At 66.8% G+C, this 15,528-nt stretch carries 12 protein-coding genes; 11 read left to right on the plus strand and 1 reads right to left on the minus strand.

Annotation, left to right across the window (positions count from 1 at the left end; translation table 11 throughout):
• The 11 genes from AC07ZS_RS28025 to AC07ZS_RS28075 all read left to right on the plus strand — a co-directional run.
• The coding region (locus tag AC07ZS_RS28025) for a type 2 periplasmic-binding domain-containing protein (protein WP_494801715.1) at nt 1-332 on the plus strand (332 nt) is incomplete at its 5' end.
• A 25-nt stretch (nt 333-357) separates the two neighbouring features.
• Nucleotides 358-1,902 carry an ABC transporter ATP-binding protein gene (locus tag AC07ZS_RS28030; protein WP_494801716.1) on the plus strand — a complete coding sequence of 515 codons (1,545 nt, stop codon included), beginning with the start codon at nt 358-360 and terminating at the stop codon, nt 1,900-1,902.
• Complete coding sequence (locus AC07ZS_RS28035; RefSeq protein WP_494801717.1) at nt 1,889-2,944, plus strand: ABC transporter permease; 1,056 nt, start codon at nt 1,889-1,891, stop codon at nt 2,942-2,944. Before AC07ZS_RS28030 ends, AC07ZS_RS28035 begins: the two co-directional genes overlap by 14 nt.
• Before the next feature lie 3 nt (nt 2,945-2,947).
• Complete coding sequence (locus tag AC07ZS_RS28040; RefSeq protein ID WP_494801718.1) at nt 2,948-3,868, plus strand: ABC transporter permease; 921 nt, start codon at nt 2,948-2,950, stop codon at nt 3,866-3,868.
• A gap of 59 nt (nt 3,869-3,927) precedes the next feature.
• Nucleotides 3,928-5,073 (plus strand): BMP family ABC transporter substrate-binding protein, encoded by a 1,146-nt coding sequence (locus AC07ZS_RS28045; protein ID WP_494801719.1) that lies wholly within the window; start codon nt 3,928-3,930, stop codon nt 5,071-5,073.
• 69 nt (nt 5,074-5,142) lie between these two features.
• On the plus strand, nt 5,143-6,165 hold the full coding sequence (locus tag AC07ZS_RS28050; RefSeq protein ID WP_494801720.1) for a Rieske 2Fe-2S domain-containing protein: 1,023 nt from the start codon (nt 5,143-5,145) through the stop codon (nt 6,163-6,165).
• Nucleotides 6,166-6,180: 15 nt separating this feature from the next.
• Nucleotides 6,181-7,188, plus strand: a complete 1,008-nt coding sequence (locus tag AC07ZS_RS28055) for an adenosine deaminase (protein ID WP_494801721.1) — start codon at nt 6,181-6,183, stop codon at nt 7,186-7,188.
• Nucleotides 7,189-7,278: 90 nt separating this feature from the next.
• Nucleotides 7,279-8,418, plus strand: a complete 1,140-nt coding sequence (locus AC07ZS_RS28060) for a Fic family protein (protein ID WP_494801722.1) — start codon at nt 7,279-7,281, stop codon at nt 8,416-8,418.
• Between the two features lie 72 nt (nt 8,419-8,490).
• Complete coding sequence (locus AC07ZS_RS28065; protein ID WP_494801723.1) at nt 8,491-9,585, plus strand: BMP family ABC transporter substrate-binding protein; 1,095 nt, start codon at nt 8,491-8,493, stop codon at nt 9,583-9,585.
• A gap of 74 nt (nt 9,586-9,659) precedes the next feature.
• On the plus strand, nt 9,660-10,940 hold the full coding sequence (guaD, locus tag AC07ZS_RS28070) for a guanine deaminase (RefSeq protein WP_494801724.1): 1,281 nt from the start codon (nt 9,660-9,662) through the stop codon (nt 10,938-10,940).
• A 271-nt stretch (nt 10,941-11,211) separates the two neighbouring features.
• Nucleotides 11,212-13,683: a response regulator gene (locus AC07ZS_RS28075; RefSeq protein WP_494801725.1), complete on the plus strand. Its 2,472-nt coding sequence runs from the start codon at nt 11,212-11,214 to the stop codon at nt 13,681-13,683.
• Nucleotides 13,684-13,703: 20 nt separating this feature from the next.
• On the opposite strand, the gene AC07ZS_RS28080 is transcribed toward AC07ZS_RS28075, so the two are convergent.
• Nucleotides 13,704-15,528: metallophosphoesterase family protein (locus tag AC07ZS_RS28080; RefSeq protein ID WP_494801726.1), on the minus strand; the 1,825-nt coding region annotated here is incomplete at its 5' end.

A 15,528-nucleotide genomic window follows, 5' to 3' on the forward strand; every position in this document is an offset into this window, starting at 1 on the left:
CGCCCACCCACCCCGGTGCGCGCGGCTTCATCGACGAGCACCTGGCCACCCTGGGCCTGGCGCGCACCATCACCGCCCGCTGCCCGCATTTCGGGCTGATCCCGGCCATGGTGGCGGGCAGCCTGCTGGTGCTCACCACCGGGCGCCAGTACTGCGACCGTTTCACCGGCGTGCTGCCGGTGAAGGTGCTGCCCAGCCCGGTGGAGTTCCCGCGAATGATGTACTACCAACTCTGGCACGAACGCACCCACGCCTCCAAGGCGGGGCGCTGGCTGCGCGAGCAGGTCAAGAGCGTGGCCGCTTCCCTGAAGCGGCCCGATGCCGAGGGCTGAGCCCGACAGACAACGAAGGAGACCCATGACCACGACACGATTGCAACTCAGCGGCATCACCAAGCGATATCCGGGCGTGGTGGCCAACAGCGGCGTTTCGCTCACCGTGCAGCCCGGCGAGGTGCACGCCGTGCTGGGCGAGAACGGCGCCGGCAAGTCCACCCTGATGAAGATCATCTACGGCTCGGTCAAGCCCGACGAGGGCTCGGTGATGTTCAACGGCAAGCCGGTGCACATCCGCAACCCGCAGGAGGCGCGCGCCCTGGGCATCAGCATGGTGTTCCAGCACTTCAGCCTGTTCGACACGCTCACCGTGGCCGAAAACGTCTGGCTCGGGCTGGACAAGTCGCTCTCGCTGCCCGAGGTGAGCGCGAGCATCACCGCCAAGGCCACCGAGTACGGGCTGGACATCGACCCCTCGCGCCCAGTGCACACGCTCTCGGTGGGCGAGATGCAGCGGGTGGAGATCATCCGCGCGCTGCTGACCAACCCGCAGCTGCTGATCCTGGACGAACCCACCTCGGTGCTGACCCCGCAGGCGGTGGAAAAGCTCTTCGTGGTGCTGCGCAAGCTCGCGGCCGAGGGCTGCAGCATCCTCTACATCAGCCACAAGCTGCACGAGATCCGCGAGCTGTGCACCGCCTGCACGGTGCTGCGCGGCGGCCAGGTCACGGGCGTGTGCGACCCGCGCCAGGAAAGCAATGCTTCGCTCTCGCGCCTGATGATCGGCGCCGAACCGCCCGCGCTGGAGGTGCGCGAGCTGCACGCCGGTGCGGCGGTGCTGGAGGTGAAGGACCTCACGCTGCAGAGCGACGACCCGTTCGGCACCCACCTGAGCGGCATCGCGCTCACGGTGCGCGCGGGCGAGGTGGTGGGCATCGCCGGCGTGTCGGGCAACGGCCAGAGCGAGCTGCTCTACGCGCTCTCGGGCGAGGACCGCCGCGCGCCGGCGGGCAGCATTCGCCTGGGCGGGCAGGACGTGTCACACGCCGGCCCGGGCCGGCGGCGCGCCCAGGGCCAGCATTTCGTGCCCGAGGAGCGCCTGGGCCGGGGGGCCGTGCCCACGCTCTCGCTGGCGCACAACCTGCTGCTTTCGCGCAAGGACGCGCTCGGCTCGGGCGGCTGGATCCGCGTGGGCGCGCTCAAGGCCCAGGCGGCCGACATCATCGCGCGCTACAAGGTCAAGGCCAACGGGCCGGACGCGGCGGCCAAGTCGCTCTCGGGCGGCAACCTGCAGAAGTTCATTGTCGGCCGCGAGATTGAGGCCAAACCCAAGCTGCTCATCGTGAGCCAGCCCACCTGGGGCGTGGACGTGGGCGCGGCCGCGCAGATCCGGGGCGAGATCCTGAAGCTGCGCGACGCGGGCTGCGCGGTGCTGGTGGTGAGCGAGGAGCTCGACGAGCTGTTCGAGATCAGCGACCGCCTGCACGTGATCGCCAAGGGGCGTCTGTCGCCCAGCCTGGACCGGGCCGAAGCCACCATCGAGCGCATCGGCGAATGGATGTCCGGTCTCTGGGACACCGCCGCCACCCACCACAAGAAAGAGGAGACCGCCCATGCTGCGGCTTGAAGTCCGTCCCCAACCCTCGGCGCGCTGGGGCTATGCCTCGCCGCTGCTGGCGCTGCTGATCACGGTGGTGATCGGCGTCATCCTGTTCGCCGTGCTGGGCAAGGACCCGGTGCGCGGCCTGCAGGTGTTCTTCTGGGAGCCGATCAAGAGCACCTACGCGCTGTCCGAGCTGATGGTCAAGGCCACGCCGCTGCTGATCATCGCGCTGGGGCTGGCGGTGTGTTTCCGCTCCAACGTGTGGAACATCGGCGCGGAGGGGCAGTACATCATCGGCGCGATCTTCGCGGCCGGCGTGGCGCTCACCGCCGACAAGACCACCGGCGCCTGGATCGTGCCCGCCGTGCTCGCCGCCGGTGTGCTGGGCGGCATGCTGTGGGCCGGCATCACCGCGCTGCTGCGCGACCGCTTCAACGCCAACGAGATCCTGGTCAGCCTGATGCTGGTCTATGTGGCGGTGCAGGTGCTCAACTTCCTGGTCTACGGGCCGTGGAAGGACCCGATGGGCTACAACTTCCCGCAGACCAAGACCTTCGAGTCGGTCACGCAGATTCCGCGCCTCATGAGTGGCTCGCGCGTGACCATCGGCCTGCTGATTGCGCTGGCCGGCGTGGCGGCGGTGTGGGTCTTCCTCTTCCGCACCTACTCGGGCTACGCCCAGCTGGTGGGCGGCCTGGCGCCGGCGGCGGCGCGTTACGCGGGCTTTTCCTCGCGCAAGGCGCTGTGGGTCGCGCTGCTGACCTCGGGCGGCGCGGCCGGCCTGGCCGGTGCGCTGGAGGTGGCGGGCCCGATCGGTCAGCTCACGCCCTATGTGCCGGCGGGCTACGGCTTCGCCGCCATCATCGTCGCCTTCGTGGGGCGCTTGCACCCGGTGGGCATCGTGTTCTCGGCCATCCTCATGAGCATGTTCTACATCGGCGGCGAGCTCGCGCAGTCGCGCCTGGGCCTGCCCAAGTCCATCACGGGGGTGTTCCAGGGCCTGCTGCTGTTCGCGCTGCTGGCCTGCGATACCTTGATTGCCTACCGCCTCGTCTGGAAGAAGTAAGCCATGGAATCCATCGCACTCCTGATCGCCGCCTCGCTCAACGCGGGCACCGTGCTGGCCATCGCCTCGCTGGGCCTGCTCATCAACGAAAAGGCCGGCATCGTCAACCTCGGCGCCGAGGGCATGATGCTGTGCGCCGCGCTGGCCGGCTTCGCCACCGTGATCCACACCGGCAGCACCACCCTGGGCTTTGTCGCCGGCATGGCTGCTGGGGCCTTGCTCGCGGCCATCTTCGGCGGTCTGGTGATCTGGCTCAACACCAACCAGTACGCCACGGGCCTGGCGCTCAGCCTGTTCGGTGCCGGCTTCTCGGCCTTCGCCGGCACCGGCTACGTGCAGGAGAAGCTGCCCGAGCAGACCCGCCACGCGATCCCGCTGCTGGGCGACATCCCGCTGATCGGCCCGGCGCTGTTCCGCCACCACCCGATGGTCTACATCTGCGTGGCGCTGGTCATCGGCCTGATCTGGTTCCTGTACCGCACGCGCGCCGGCCTGGTGCTGCGCAGCGTGGGCGAGAGCCCCGAGTCATCGCACGCGCTGGGCTACCCGGTGCGCCGCATCCGCCTGGTGGCGGTGATGGCCGGGGGCGCGCTCTGCGGCCTGGCCGGTGCCTACGTGTCCACCGTCTACACGCCGCTGTGGGTCGAGGGCATGATCGCCGGCAAGGGCTGGATCGCGCTGGCCCTCACCACCTTTGCCACCTGGCGGCCGGCCCGCGTGTTGCTCGGGGCCTACCTGTTCGGCGGCGTGACCATGCTGCAGTTCCACCTGCAGGGCATCGGCGTCAACGTGCCCAGCCAGTTCCTGACCATGATGCCCTACGTGGCCACCATCGTCGTGCTGGTGTTGATCTCGCGCAACCCGACGTGGATTCGCATCAACATGCCGTCCTCGATCGGAAAACCCTTTTACCCGGGCGCATAATCTTTTCCGTTTCCCGCATCACTTCCCGCTCAACCCTTTCCCAACAACAGAGGTTATCCATGACAGACCTGAGCAAACGTTCCCTGATGAAGGTTGCCGCGCTGACCGCGCTGACCAGCGCCGTCCTGATCGGCTGCGGCAAGAAGGAAGAGGCCGCCGCGCCCGCTGCACCCGCACCTGCGGCGGCCGAGGCACCGAAGGCCGCGCCGCTGAAGATCGCGTTTGCCTACGTCGGCCCGGTGGGCGACGGCGGCTGGACCTTTGCACACGACAACGGCCGCAAGGCGCTGGAGAAGGAATTCGGCGACAAGATCGTCACCAGCTTTGTCGAGAACGTGCCTGAAAGCGCCGACGCCGAGCGCGTGATCCGCGACCTGGCCGGCCAGGGCAACAAGCTGGTGTTCGGCACCACCTTCGGCTACATGGAGCCCATGCTCAAGATCGCGCCCGATTTCAAGGACGTGAAGTTCGAGCACGCCACCGGCTACAAGACCGCCGAGAACCTGCGCACCTACGACAGCCGCACCTACGAAGGCGCGTACATGGCCGGTGTGATCGCGGGCAGCATGACCAAGTCCAACACCCTGGGCGTGGTGGCTTCCATCCCAATCCCCGAGGTGATCCGCAACATCAACAGCTTCACGCTGGGCGCGCAATCGGTGAACCCCAAGGTCAAGACCAAGGTGGTCTGGGTCAACGGCTGGTTCGACCCACCGAAGGAAACCGAAGCCGCGACCTCGCTGATCAACGGCGGCGCCGACATCCTGTTCCAGAACACCGACTCGTCGGCCGTGCTGCAGACCGCCGAGAAGATGGGCAAGCGCGCCTTCGGCTGGGACTCCGACATGACCGCCTACGGTCCCAAGGCCCACCTGGGCTCGGCCGTGATCAACTGGGCGCCGTACTACATCAAGGCCACCAAGGACGTGCTGGAAGGCACCTGGTCCACCGGCGGCGTGTGGTGGGGCGTGAAGGAAGGCGCGATCGACATGGTCTCCGTCGCCGAAGACGTGCCGGCCGAAGTGAAAGCCAAGGTCGACACCGTGCGCGCCGGCCTGAAGGACGGCAGCTTCTCGATCTGGAAGGGCCCGATCCTGGGTTCCGACGGCAAGGAAGTGCTGGCCAAGGACACCGTCGCCGACGACAAGTTCCTCGGTGGCATCAAGTTCTACGTCAAGGGCGTTGAAGGCAAAGTGCCGAACTGATCCGCCTTCTGGCGTGTCCTGGAAAAGAAAGCCGCCTCCGGGCGGCTTTCTTGCTTGAGTGAGACCACGATGATCGAACGACAACTCTGGCACCCCGTGATCGCATCGAACCAGGTGCGCGACCAGCCCGTGGCGTGTTCGCTGCTCGGGCAGCCGCTGGTGCTCTGGCGCGAGCAGGCGCACGACGTCCACCGCGTGCATGCCTGGGCTGACCGCTGCCCGCACCGGGGCGCGAGGCTGTCGCTGGGCCGCGTGCTGATCGGCTTGCACGGCACCCGGCTGGAATGTCCGTACCACGGCTGGCAGTTCGGCGGCGAGGGCCGCTGCCAGCACGTGCCCGCCGCGCCCGACTTCGTGCCGCCGGCCAGCCACTGCGCCGCGGTGTTCGAGGCGCGCGAGCACCATGGCCTGGTGTGGGTGCGGCTGGAGACGCCGTCGCAAGTCCCGGCCCCGGCCCTGGCCGAGCCGCCGGTGTTCGCACCGGGCGACGACCCGGCCTGGCGCACCGTGGTGTGCGGCCCCTACGAACTCAACACCAGCGCACCGCGCCTGGTGGAAAACTTCCTGGACCTGAGCCATTTCGGCTTTGTGCACGAAGGCTGGCTGGGCGAGCGCGGCCACGCGCAGGTGCAGACCGGTGCGGTCGAAGAGGGCGAGGGGGCCTCTGGCCTGGTGGTGCGCGAGGCCCGGGCCTGGCAGCCGCGCGCCTATGCCGGCGCGGACGGGGGCGCCTGGATCGCCTACCGATACGACGTGCCGCACCCCTTTGCCGCCATCCTGCGCAAGGACGCCACCGAAGGCGACCCGGTGAGCAATGCCATTGCGCTCTTCATCCGGCCCGACGGCCACGAACTCTGCACCGCCTGGTTCGTGATGGCCACGCGCGGCGACACCTCGACCGACCAGGAACTGATCGCTTTCCAGGACGCGGTGTTCGCGCAGGACCGCCCGGTGGTCGAGTCGCAGACACCGCGCGCCCTGCCGGTGGGCCGCACCCTGCCCGTGACCGAAGTGCACGGCCCGGCCGACCGCGTCTCCAGCGCCTACCGCCGCTACCTGAACCGCCTGGGCATTGCGCTGGGCACCTGCTGATCGAAGGACATGACCATGACCCCTGCCCAACTCGCTGCCGCCATCCCCAAGGCCGAGCTGCACATGCACATCGAAGGCTCGCTGGAGCCCGAACTGATCTTCGCGCTGGCCCAGCGCAACGGTCTGAGCCTGCCCTATGCCAGCGTGGAAGCGCTGCGCGAGGCCTATGCCTTCACCAACCTGCAGAGCTTTCTTGACATCTATTACGCGGGCGCCAGCGTGCTGCTGCACGAGGCCGACTTCCACGACATGGCCTGGGCCTACTTCCTGCGTGCCAAAGCCGACAACGTGGTGCACACCGAACTGTTTTTCGACCCGCAGACCCACACCGCGCGCGGTGTGCCCATGGCCACGGTGATCCAGGGCCTGGCCAGCGCCTGCGCGCGTGCGCAGGCCGAGCTGGGCGTGAGTGCGGCGCTCATCCTGTGCTTCCTGCGCCACCTGAGCGAGGAAGATGCGTTCCAGACGCTGGAAGCCGCCTTGCCCTACCGCCAGCACTTCATCGGCGTGGGCCTGGATTCGAGCGAGGTGGGCCACCCGCCGTCCAAGTTCTCGCGCGTCTTCGCGCGCTGCCGCGAGCTGGGTTTCCATGTGGTGGCGCACGCGGGCGAAGAGGGCCCGCCGGCCTACATCTGGGAAGCGCTGAACGACCTGAAGACCGAGCGCATCGACCACGGCGTGCGCTCGCTGGAGGACCCGGCCCTGGTCGCAGAGCTGGCGCGACACCGCATCCCGCTCACGGTGTGCCCGCTGTCCAACCTGAAACTCTGCGTGGTGGACGACCTGAAAGACCACCCGATGAAGCGCCTGCTCGACGCCGGCCTGTGCGCCACCGTCAACTCCGACGACCCCGCCTACTTCGGCGGCTACATGAACGCCAACTTCGTGCAGACCGTGCAGGCGCTGGACCTCACGCGCGAGCACGTCGTCACCCTGGCGCGCAACAGCTTCGAGGCCAGCTTCGTGAGCGCGGCGCGGCGCGCGGAACTCATGGCCTTGCTGGACGCCGCGGTCGCCAGTTGAACGGCGGCGTGCGGCGAATAGGGCTCCTATTTGCCGCATTTTTAGCGGTGAAATTAGGCCGTGCGGCGTTTGATCGGTCATAATGTCCGCATGAAAAGCGGAGAATATTGGTACGCACCGCGCTTTATCTGGCAGTCGAGCGATTGGCCGGCGCTGCACTACGACCTGTCCCAACTGGTGGGACCTCTGAGCGAGACCAGCCATGCCCAGGGCCAGCTGCTTGGGCGCATGGCCGATGTGGGGCTCCCTCTGCGCGAGCGCGCCAGTCTGTCGGCCGTGACCGATGACGTGATCAAGACCAGCGCCATCGAGGGTGAGCAGCTGGACGAAGATTCGGTGCGCTCGTCCGTGGCGCGGCGGCTGGGGGTGGACATTGGTGCGCTGGCACCCGCCGATCGCCATGTGGATGGGGTGGTCGGCATGGTCCTGGATGCCACCGAAAACAGCCAGCTCCCCCTGAGCGCAGAGCGCCTCTTCGGCTGGCATGCGGCGCTGTTTCCCACCGGTTTCGGTGCGCTTTCGCGCATTCGCGTCGGGGGCTGGCGCAACGATGCGGCGGGGCCCATGCAGGTCGTTTCCGGTCCGGTGCAGCGCCAGCGCATTCACTTCGAGGCCCCACCGGCACAGAGTCTGGACGAAGAGATGGCCCGGTTTTTCGCATGGGCCAACGCATCCACCGGTGAGCCGGCCGCCATCAAGGCCGGGTTGGCCCATCTCTGGTTTGTCACCTTGCATCCGTTCGATGACGGCAACGGGCGCATTGCGCGCGCGGTGGGCGACTTGTTTCTGGCTCGGGGCGACGGCAGTCCACAGCGCTTCTACAGCCTGTCAGCCCAGATCCAGCGAGAGCGCAAAGCCTATTACGACATCCTGGAGCGCACGCAGCGGGGCAGCCTCGATGTGACCGGCTGGCTCGCCTGGTTCATCACGGCCTTGAAGCGCGCCGTGGACAGCGCACACCTCACGCTGGATTCGGTGCTGCAGAAAGCCAACTTCTGGCAACGCTGGGCGCAGACACCGCTGAACGAGCGCCAGGTGGCCATGCTCAACCGCGTGCTCGATGGCTTCGAGGGTCGATTGACCAGCGGTCAATGGGCCAAGCTCACCAAGTGTTCGCCGGACACCGCGCTGCGCGACATCCAGCAGTTGCTGTCGCTGGGGGTCTTGCGCAAAACCGAAGGCGGCGGGCGCAGCACGGCCTACGAACTGTCGCACGGCGAGCGCAGGTAAAATAACGCCCCTGCGAGCCCGGTGCTTCCCCGGCTCGCTTTTTCATTCACGGAAGCCATGTAGAGGAACACCATGTACAAAAACCTCGTGGCCCGGTGCGCGTGCGCACTGGCGGCTGCCAGCTTTTTATTGCCCTTTTCCACCACCGCCCAGGCACAGACGCCGCCGCTCAAGGCCGCGTTCGTCTATGTGACGCCGCTGACCGAAGCCGGCTGGGTGCGACAGCACGAACAGGCCCGCCTGGCCGTGCAGGCCGCGCTCGGCAACAAGGTCGAGACACGCTACGTGGAGAACGTGCCCGAGGGCGCCGACGCCGAGCGCGTGATCCGCGACCTGGCGCAACAGGGCCACCGCATCATCTTCACGCCCAGCTTCGGTTACATGGAGCCCACGCTCAAGGTGGCGCGCGAGTTCCCGGACGTGAAGTTCGAGTCCATCACCGGCTACAAGACCGCGCCCAACGTCGCTACCGCCAACGCGCGCTACTACGAGGGCCGCTACCTGGCCGGTGTGGCCGCTGGCCGCATGGCCACGCAGGCGGGCTACATCGCGGGTTTCCCGATCCCCGAGGTGATCCAGGGCATCAACGCCTTCACCCTGGGCATGCGCTCGGTCAACCCGCGCGCCACCGTCAAGGTGGTGTGGCTGGGCGAGTGGTTCAACCCGCCGCGCGAGCGCGACGCCGCCATGACCCTGATGAACCAGGGCGCCGAGGTGCTGGCCTTCCACACTGGCTCCACCGCCGTGATGGTGGCCGCGCAGGAACGCGGCAAACTCGCCGTGGCCTACCACTCCGACATGCGCCGTTTCGGGCCGGATGCGCAGATCGCCGCCGTCACCCACCTCTGGGGTGACTACTACACCCGCCGCGTGCAGGCCGTGCTCGACGGCACCTGGCAGAGCGCCAGCGTGTGGGGTGGTGTGAAGGAAGGCATGATCCGCGTCGACAGCTTCGGCAGCAAGGTGCCGGCCAAGGTGCGCGACGAGGTGCAGGCGCGCCAGGCCGACATGGCCGCCGGCAAGCTCGCGGTGTTCTCGGCGCGCAAGGACGCTGTGCGCGACAACCAGGGCAAGACGGTCATCGAGCCCGGCAAGGCGCTCGACGACGGGCAGATCCTGGGGATGAACTGGCTGGTCGAGGGCGTGCAGGGCTCGGTCGAGCGCTGAGCCTCGCCCGGCGGTATGGGCCTTATCGGGGGCGCGATATGCCCCCAGCCGCCCAAGGCGTTAAGCTGCGCGGCATGAACGCCTACCGTGCTGCCCTCCTGCGTTTCGACGATCAGCAACGCCCCGTGTACGACGCCGATGGCCTGCTGGTCATCGGCCCCGATGCCCAGGGCCGGCGTGTGGTGCGCGCGGCGGGCGATCACGCCGCACTGATCGGCAACTACGCCGGTGTGTCGGTGGAAGACCTGAGCGGCCAACTGATCGCGCCGGGCTTCATCGACATGCACGTGCACTACCCGCAGACGGACGTGATCGGTGCGCCCGCCGCCGGGCTGTTGCCCTGGCTGGAGAACTACACCTTCCCGCACGAGTCGCGCTTTCACGAGCCGGACCACGCGCGCGAGGTGGCGGCCTTCTTTCTGGACGAACTCTCGCGCAATGGCGTGACCACCGCGCTCACTTTCGCGACCTCGCACCCGGCCTCGGTGGACGCGATGTTCGAGGCGGCGCGCTCGCGCGGCCTGCGCTTCGTCACCGGCAAGGTGCTGCAGGACCGCCACAGCCCCGACGGTGTGCGCGACCAGACCGAGCAAAGCCTGATCGACACCGAGGCGCTGATCCAGCGCTGGCACGGTGTGGACCGCCTGGGCTATGCGATCACACCGCGCTTCGCGCCCACCAGCACGCCCGAGCAGCTGCGCGGTGCGGGCGAACTGGCGGCGAAGTACGGCGATGTGTGGGTCCAGTCGCACGTGGCGGAAAACCGCGACGAGGTGCGCTGGGCGGCCGAGCTGTTCCCGAAGTCGCGCAGCTACCTGGGCGTGTACGGCGACTTCGGCCTGCTGCGCCAGCGCGCGGTGTACGCCCACTGCATCCACCTCGACCAGGCCGACCGCGAGCTGATGGCCGCCACCGGCACCACCGCCGCCGTGAGCCCGACCAGCAACCAGTTCCTGGGCAGCGGTTTCTTCGACTACCTCGCCGCCGACGCGGCCGGCATGGGCTACGGCCTGGCGAGCGACGTGGGCGGTGGCACCAGCTTCTCGCCGTTTCGCACCATGCTCGCGGCCTACTGCGTGGGCCGCGAAGGCCAGACCAAGCCGGGCCTGAGCCTCACCCCGGGGCAGTTGTGGTGGCAGCACACGGCGGGCGCGGCGCGCGCGCTGGGTCTGGAAGGCGTGGTGGGCAACCTGCAACCCGGCCACGAGGCGGACTTCGTGGTCCTCGATCCGCAGGCCACGCCCTTGCTGGCGCGCAAGACCTCGCAGGCGAACAGCCTGGACGAGTTGCTGTTTGCGTTGATCGTGCTGGGGGATGACCGGGTGGTGGCGCGCACGGTGGTGGCTGGTCGTTGATTGGCTGCGAGGCGAGCACCGCCTTCGCCCTCATTTTTCGAGCCTAGGGAATATCCCAATCTGCGGGCTTCAATTAGCTGAATCTGGCAACGAACCGACGTCGTTTTGGACTCAAGTGGAATTTGCCCGGCGCCAATCACGGCCTGTGGTGGTTCCAGGCGGTTGTTGCGAACCGGATGCCCCCTTAGCATCGCCCTGCCAATTTTTTGGGAGGTGCGATTTGAGATCAACCATTGCCAACTTGTACGCAAGGTACAGCGCGCATCACGACATGAGCCGGTCGTTTCTGGAGTGGGTGGGCGTTGTCGGGGTCGTTGCCTTTCCACTCTTCTACCTGCTGCGGTTCACGGGAAAACTGCCTCCACGGTATGACGATCTGGAGTTGAGGATCGTGGCCACGCTGCTTTGTTTGGCACTGGCTCTGCGCTCATGGTGGCCGGCGGGGATCAATCGGTTCTATCTTGCCTACTCGTACTTCACCGGCATCTATTGCCTTGCTTTCATGCTCACTTTCACGACCTTAAAGAATCAAGGTGACGCCTTTTCTATCGTGAACATGGTGATTGGTGCGGTGTGCGTCATTCTGTTTGCCGACTGGCGCAATGCGGTGGTCATGCTGGTCACGGGATACGCCATCAGCGTGGCTGCGTTTTTCGCGTTCCAGCCCAATGCCGCTCTCATTTCTGACTTCTTGATCTGGTTGCCTGCCCCGACGTTGCTTTTTGTGGCGGGGGCGTTGTCCCATTTGGGAGAGAAGCAGGCCAGATTGGCACGCCACCGCCTCTACATGAGCTTCGCTGGCTCCATCGCACACGAGATGCGAGGTCCCATGCAGAAGATTCAACATGTGTTCGATACCCTGGATCGCGACTTCATGCGCATGGGGCCATCAGAGACCTCAGTCTCTCACTCGCGTGAGCAGATCCTGAAAATGGCACGCGTGCTGAACGAGGGACGCAACGCAATCAAGCTGGGTCTGCAGTCGGTCACTGTGACATTGCAGCAGCTCAAGACCAAGGCCTTCAACACGTCCAGCTTCACCTGCCTGTCGGCCGGGGCATGCACCGAGCGTGCGGTGAGCGAGTTCGGCTACGAGAGCGACGCGCAGCGCGATCGGGTTCGACTTGAGGAAGTGGCCGACTTCATGTTCAAGGGCGATGAAACCGTCCTGACACTGATCCTCTTCAACCTCATCAAGAACGCGCTGTATTACCTGTCGGCGTTTCCCCAGGCGACCGTGACGGTGACGGTGGAGGCGCGTCGCATCACCGTGAGAGACACGGGTCCGGGCATCGCGCCGGACAGGATGGAGCGCCTGTTTGAGGATTTCCAGACGTCCGGAAAAGCCGAGGGCACGGGTCTGGGCCTGGCGTTTTGCCGGCGCGCCATGCGGGCCTTCGGCGGCGAGATCACCTGTGAGTCTCAGTTGGGGGAGTTCACGCAATTCACGTTGTCGTTCCCGGCGGTGCCGCCGGCGGAGCTCCAGGCCCACGAAGAGGAATCGCTGCGGCATGCCGCACGGCTGCTGCGCGGCGCTCGTGTGCTGCTGGTGGATGACGAGCCGCTCCAGCGCCGAAGCACCCTTGCAAAGCTGCTCTCTCTGGTCGGCAGCAGCAGCATCGACGAGGCTGTGGACGGCGCGCAGGCGCTGGACCTGCTGCGCTCAGCCTCCGTGCCCTACGACCTTGTCGTGATGGACATCGACATGCCGGTGCTCAATGGGTACGAAGCCGTGCGGCAGATCCGGTTGGGCGAGGTCCCAGGGCATGAACAGGTTCCCGTGCTGGCCTACAGTGCCCAGGCAGCCGCCAAGGCACGGGCCAGGGCGCGCGACGCGGGCATGGATGGATTTCTGCGCAAGCCTTGCGGCTTGGCGGATTTGGCCGGCGCGATCGTGAACCTGCTCAAAGACCAGCCCTGGCATGCAAGCGCCAAGGACCCCGCGCCGTTCACCGGCCGCACCGTGCTGCTGGCGGAGGACAACGCGGTGAACCGCGCGATCGTCAAGGGTTACCTGGAAACCTTGGGGCTGGAGGTGATCGAGGCGCAACACGGGCAGGAGGTTCTGGAGTGCCTGCGAGCGGGTGCTCGGCCCGCCGTGATCCTGATGGACGTGGAGATGCCCGTTCTCAGCGGCATGGAGGCCACCCGGCAACTGCGCACGATGCCGGATGGGGTGCGAAACATTCCCGTGGTCGCGCTCACGGGCCATTCTTCGGCGGAAGACATGCAAGCGGCTCGGGATGCGGGGATGGATGGGTTTCTTTCCAAGCCCGTGAACGTGGTGGCCCTGCGCAAGGAGTTGGCTCGGCTGATTGGGCAGCGCGCGGTGGGCGAGTCAACCGCCGAATCCGCTCCGCCATCATCCGCAGGGTGGGCCTTGGGCACTGCCATGGGTTCGCTGCTGGATGTCGAGCGCATCGAACTGCTCAAGGGCATGAACATCATGGTGGACCTGCTGCCCGACGGCCTGGCCCAGGTCCGGGAACACATCGACCAGTTGGAGGAGGCGGTGCGGCGCAACGACCTGCACGCCGCCCGCCAGGCCCTGCATTCGCTGGTAGGCCTGAGTGGCGAGTTGGGGGCTCGCGCCATGTTCGAGATCACCAAGCATCACTCTCGCGTGGTGGAGAGCAATGCCTGGCCGTCCGAGCCGAACTGGCTGGAGCGGCTGATCGCGCTCATGGTCGAATCCGAACGGGCGCTTCAGGCGAGCTTCTCGGGTGGCAGCGCTGCGCCCTGAGCCCCCTCGCTTCGGCCTGCTCAGGGGCGCGCGATGACCGCCAGGCGGTCGTCCCGGTTCAGGCGGGCCCAGTAGCTTCTGCTGGCGGCATCGAAGCCGACCACGGTGGTGTTGCCGCAGGCCGCGTCGACGTCCGCCGGCAGGGCCGCCAGGTAGGCCGTTGCATAAGCCTGCCGGCTCACGCAGTCCCTGGCCACCAGGGGCACCCATGCCTTCGCCGTGGTGTCGTAGCGCGCGAGGGCGCTGTTCGTGGCGTTGCGCCCGGTCGGTGCCGCCAGCTCGACCACGTAGGTGTCGCCCACGGTGTCCTCCCGAAGTGCCCAGCCCTGCCCGGCATGCGCAGGCAAGGCCGCCACCGGCAGCTTCACCTGTTCGGTGCCGTTGCCGTAGCTGCCGGGCAGGCCCATGTCGGTGCGCAGGTTCTTTGGGCGGCCGTAGGCGTCGATGTAGGTGCCGTCCTGACCGCTGATGCCGCTGACGAAGAGTTCGTCGCCGAGCGTGCCGCCGCTCGCCGCCTGCCAGCTGAGCATCACCTGCTTCTTCAGGTCGATGGTGGTCTCGCGCACCTCCACTTCCTCGCTCGGCGTGCCCGCGTTGATGACCCGGGCGCGCTGGCTGTTGTTGAGGTTGGGGCTGTAGCTCTGGTCGCGGATGAACATGTAGCGGTACATCATGGACTCCATCTCCAGGTTGCTGTTCGCGAAGGAATAGCCCGGCGTGGCGCTCATGGTGCGTGTGCGGGTGTCATGGCGGTTGTAGGTGTGGTTGGCACCGTCGAGCAGGCGCGCGCGGCTGCCGCCTTTCGAGACGCAGGTGCTGGTGCGGTACGAGAGGTCGTAGGCGCCGTTGCGCTGCACCTCCGACGGCATGCTGGACGGGTAGACCACCTTGCTGCAGTGGTCCTTGGTGCGGACGAACCGGTCCAGGAGTTTCCAGTCGGGCGAGGCCAGCTGCTGCAGGGGGTCGCTGTTGCTCATCACCGAGTGCGTGACGAAGTAGGACCGGTAGTCGATCCGCGGGCCCGTGACCTCGAACACGGAGGCGTTCACATCCACGCTGCCGGTGGTCTCATGCTGCACCTTGAGCATCACCAGGTTCTGGATGCGTTCGTGTTCGCTGAAGCGCGTTTCGTAGCCCTTGTAGGCCGCGTTGCCGGAAATGATCTGGGTGAAGGGCAGGTCGTTGTCGTCGCGCACGACGCTGCGCGAGTAGTGGTGCTCGTGACCGGAGAGGTAGATCACGTCGTGCCGTGCGAGCAGGGTGCGGTACTTGTCGTAGACCTCGCGGAACTTCACGTCGTTGACGATGGAGATGCTGCCGTCCACGATGTTCTCGCGCACCAGGCCGTAGCGGTTGCCCGCGAAGGAGTTGTGCGTCTGCAGCAGGATGTGATCCGTCTTCGAGCCGTGCTTGAGGATCATGGCCTCGACGAAGTCGTAGGAGCGCTCGAACCAGCCGTACGAGATGTTGATCAGCAGCACGTTGTCGCGCACCAGGGCGTAGTTCTTGTTGCGCGAGCCGGCCATGTGCTCGGCGTCTGCAGGGATGAAGGACTCCACCGTGTCGTGCCAGTCCTGATCGGTGCCCTTGGGTTCGTGGTTGCCCATCACCGGCAGGATGGTCATCTTGTCCTTGTAGCGCTCGGCCAGCTCGCGCCATTGCGCGTACTCGGCCGGCGTGCCGTTCTCCACCAGATCGCCCACGGCCAGCACCAGTTTCACGCCCGACTGCTCGTAGAGATCCAGCACGGCCTTCATGGGATGCAGGGCCACCCCCGACGCGCTGCCCTGGGTGTCGGGCAGCACACCGATGCGCAAGGTGGTGGCGGTCGGGGTGGGGTTGGTG

This window comes from Hydrogenophaga sp. GW456-12-10-14-TSB4 (assembly GCF_059424305.1).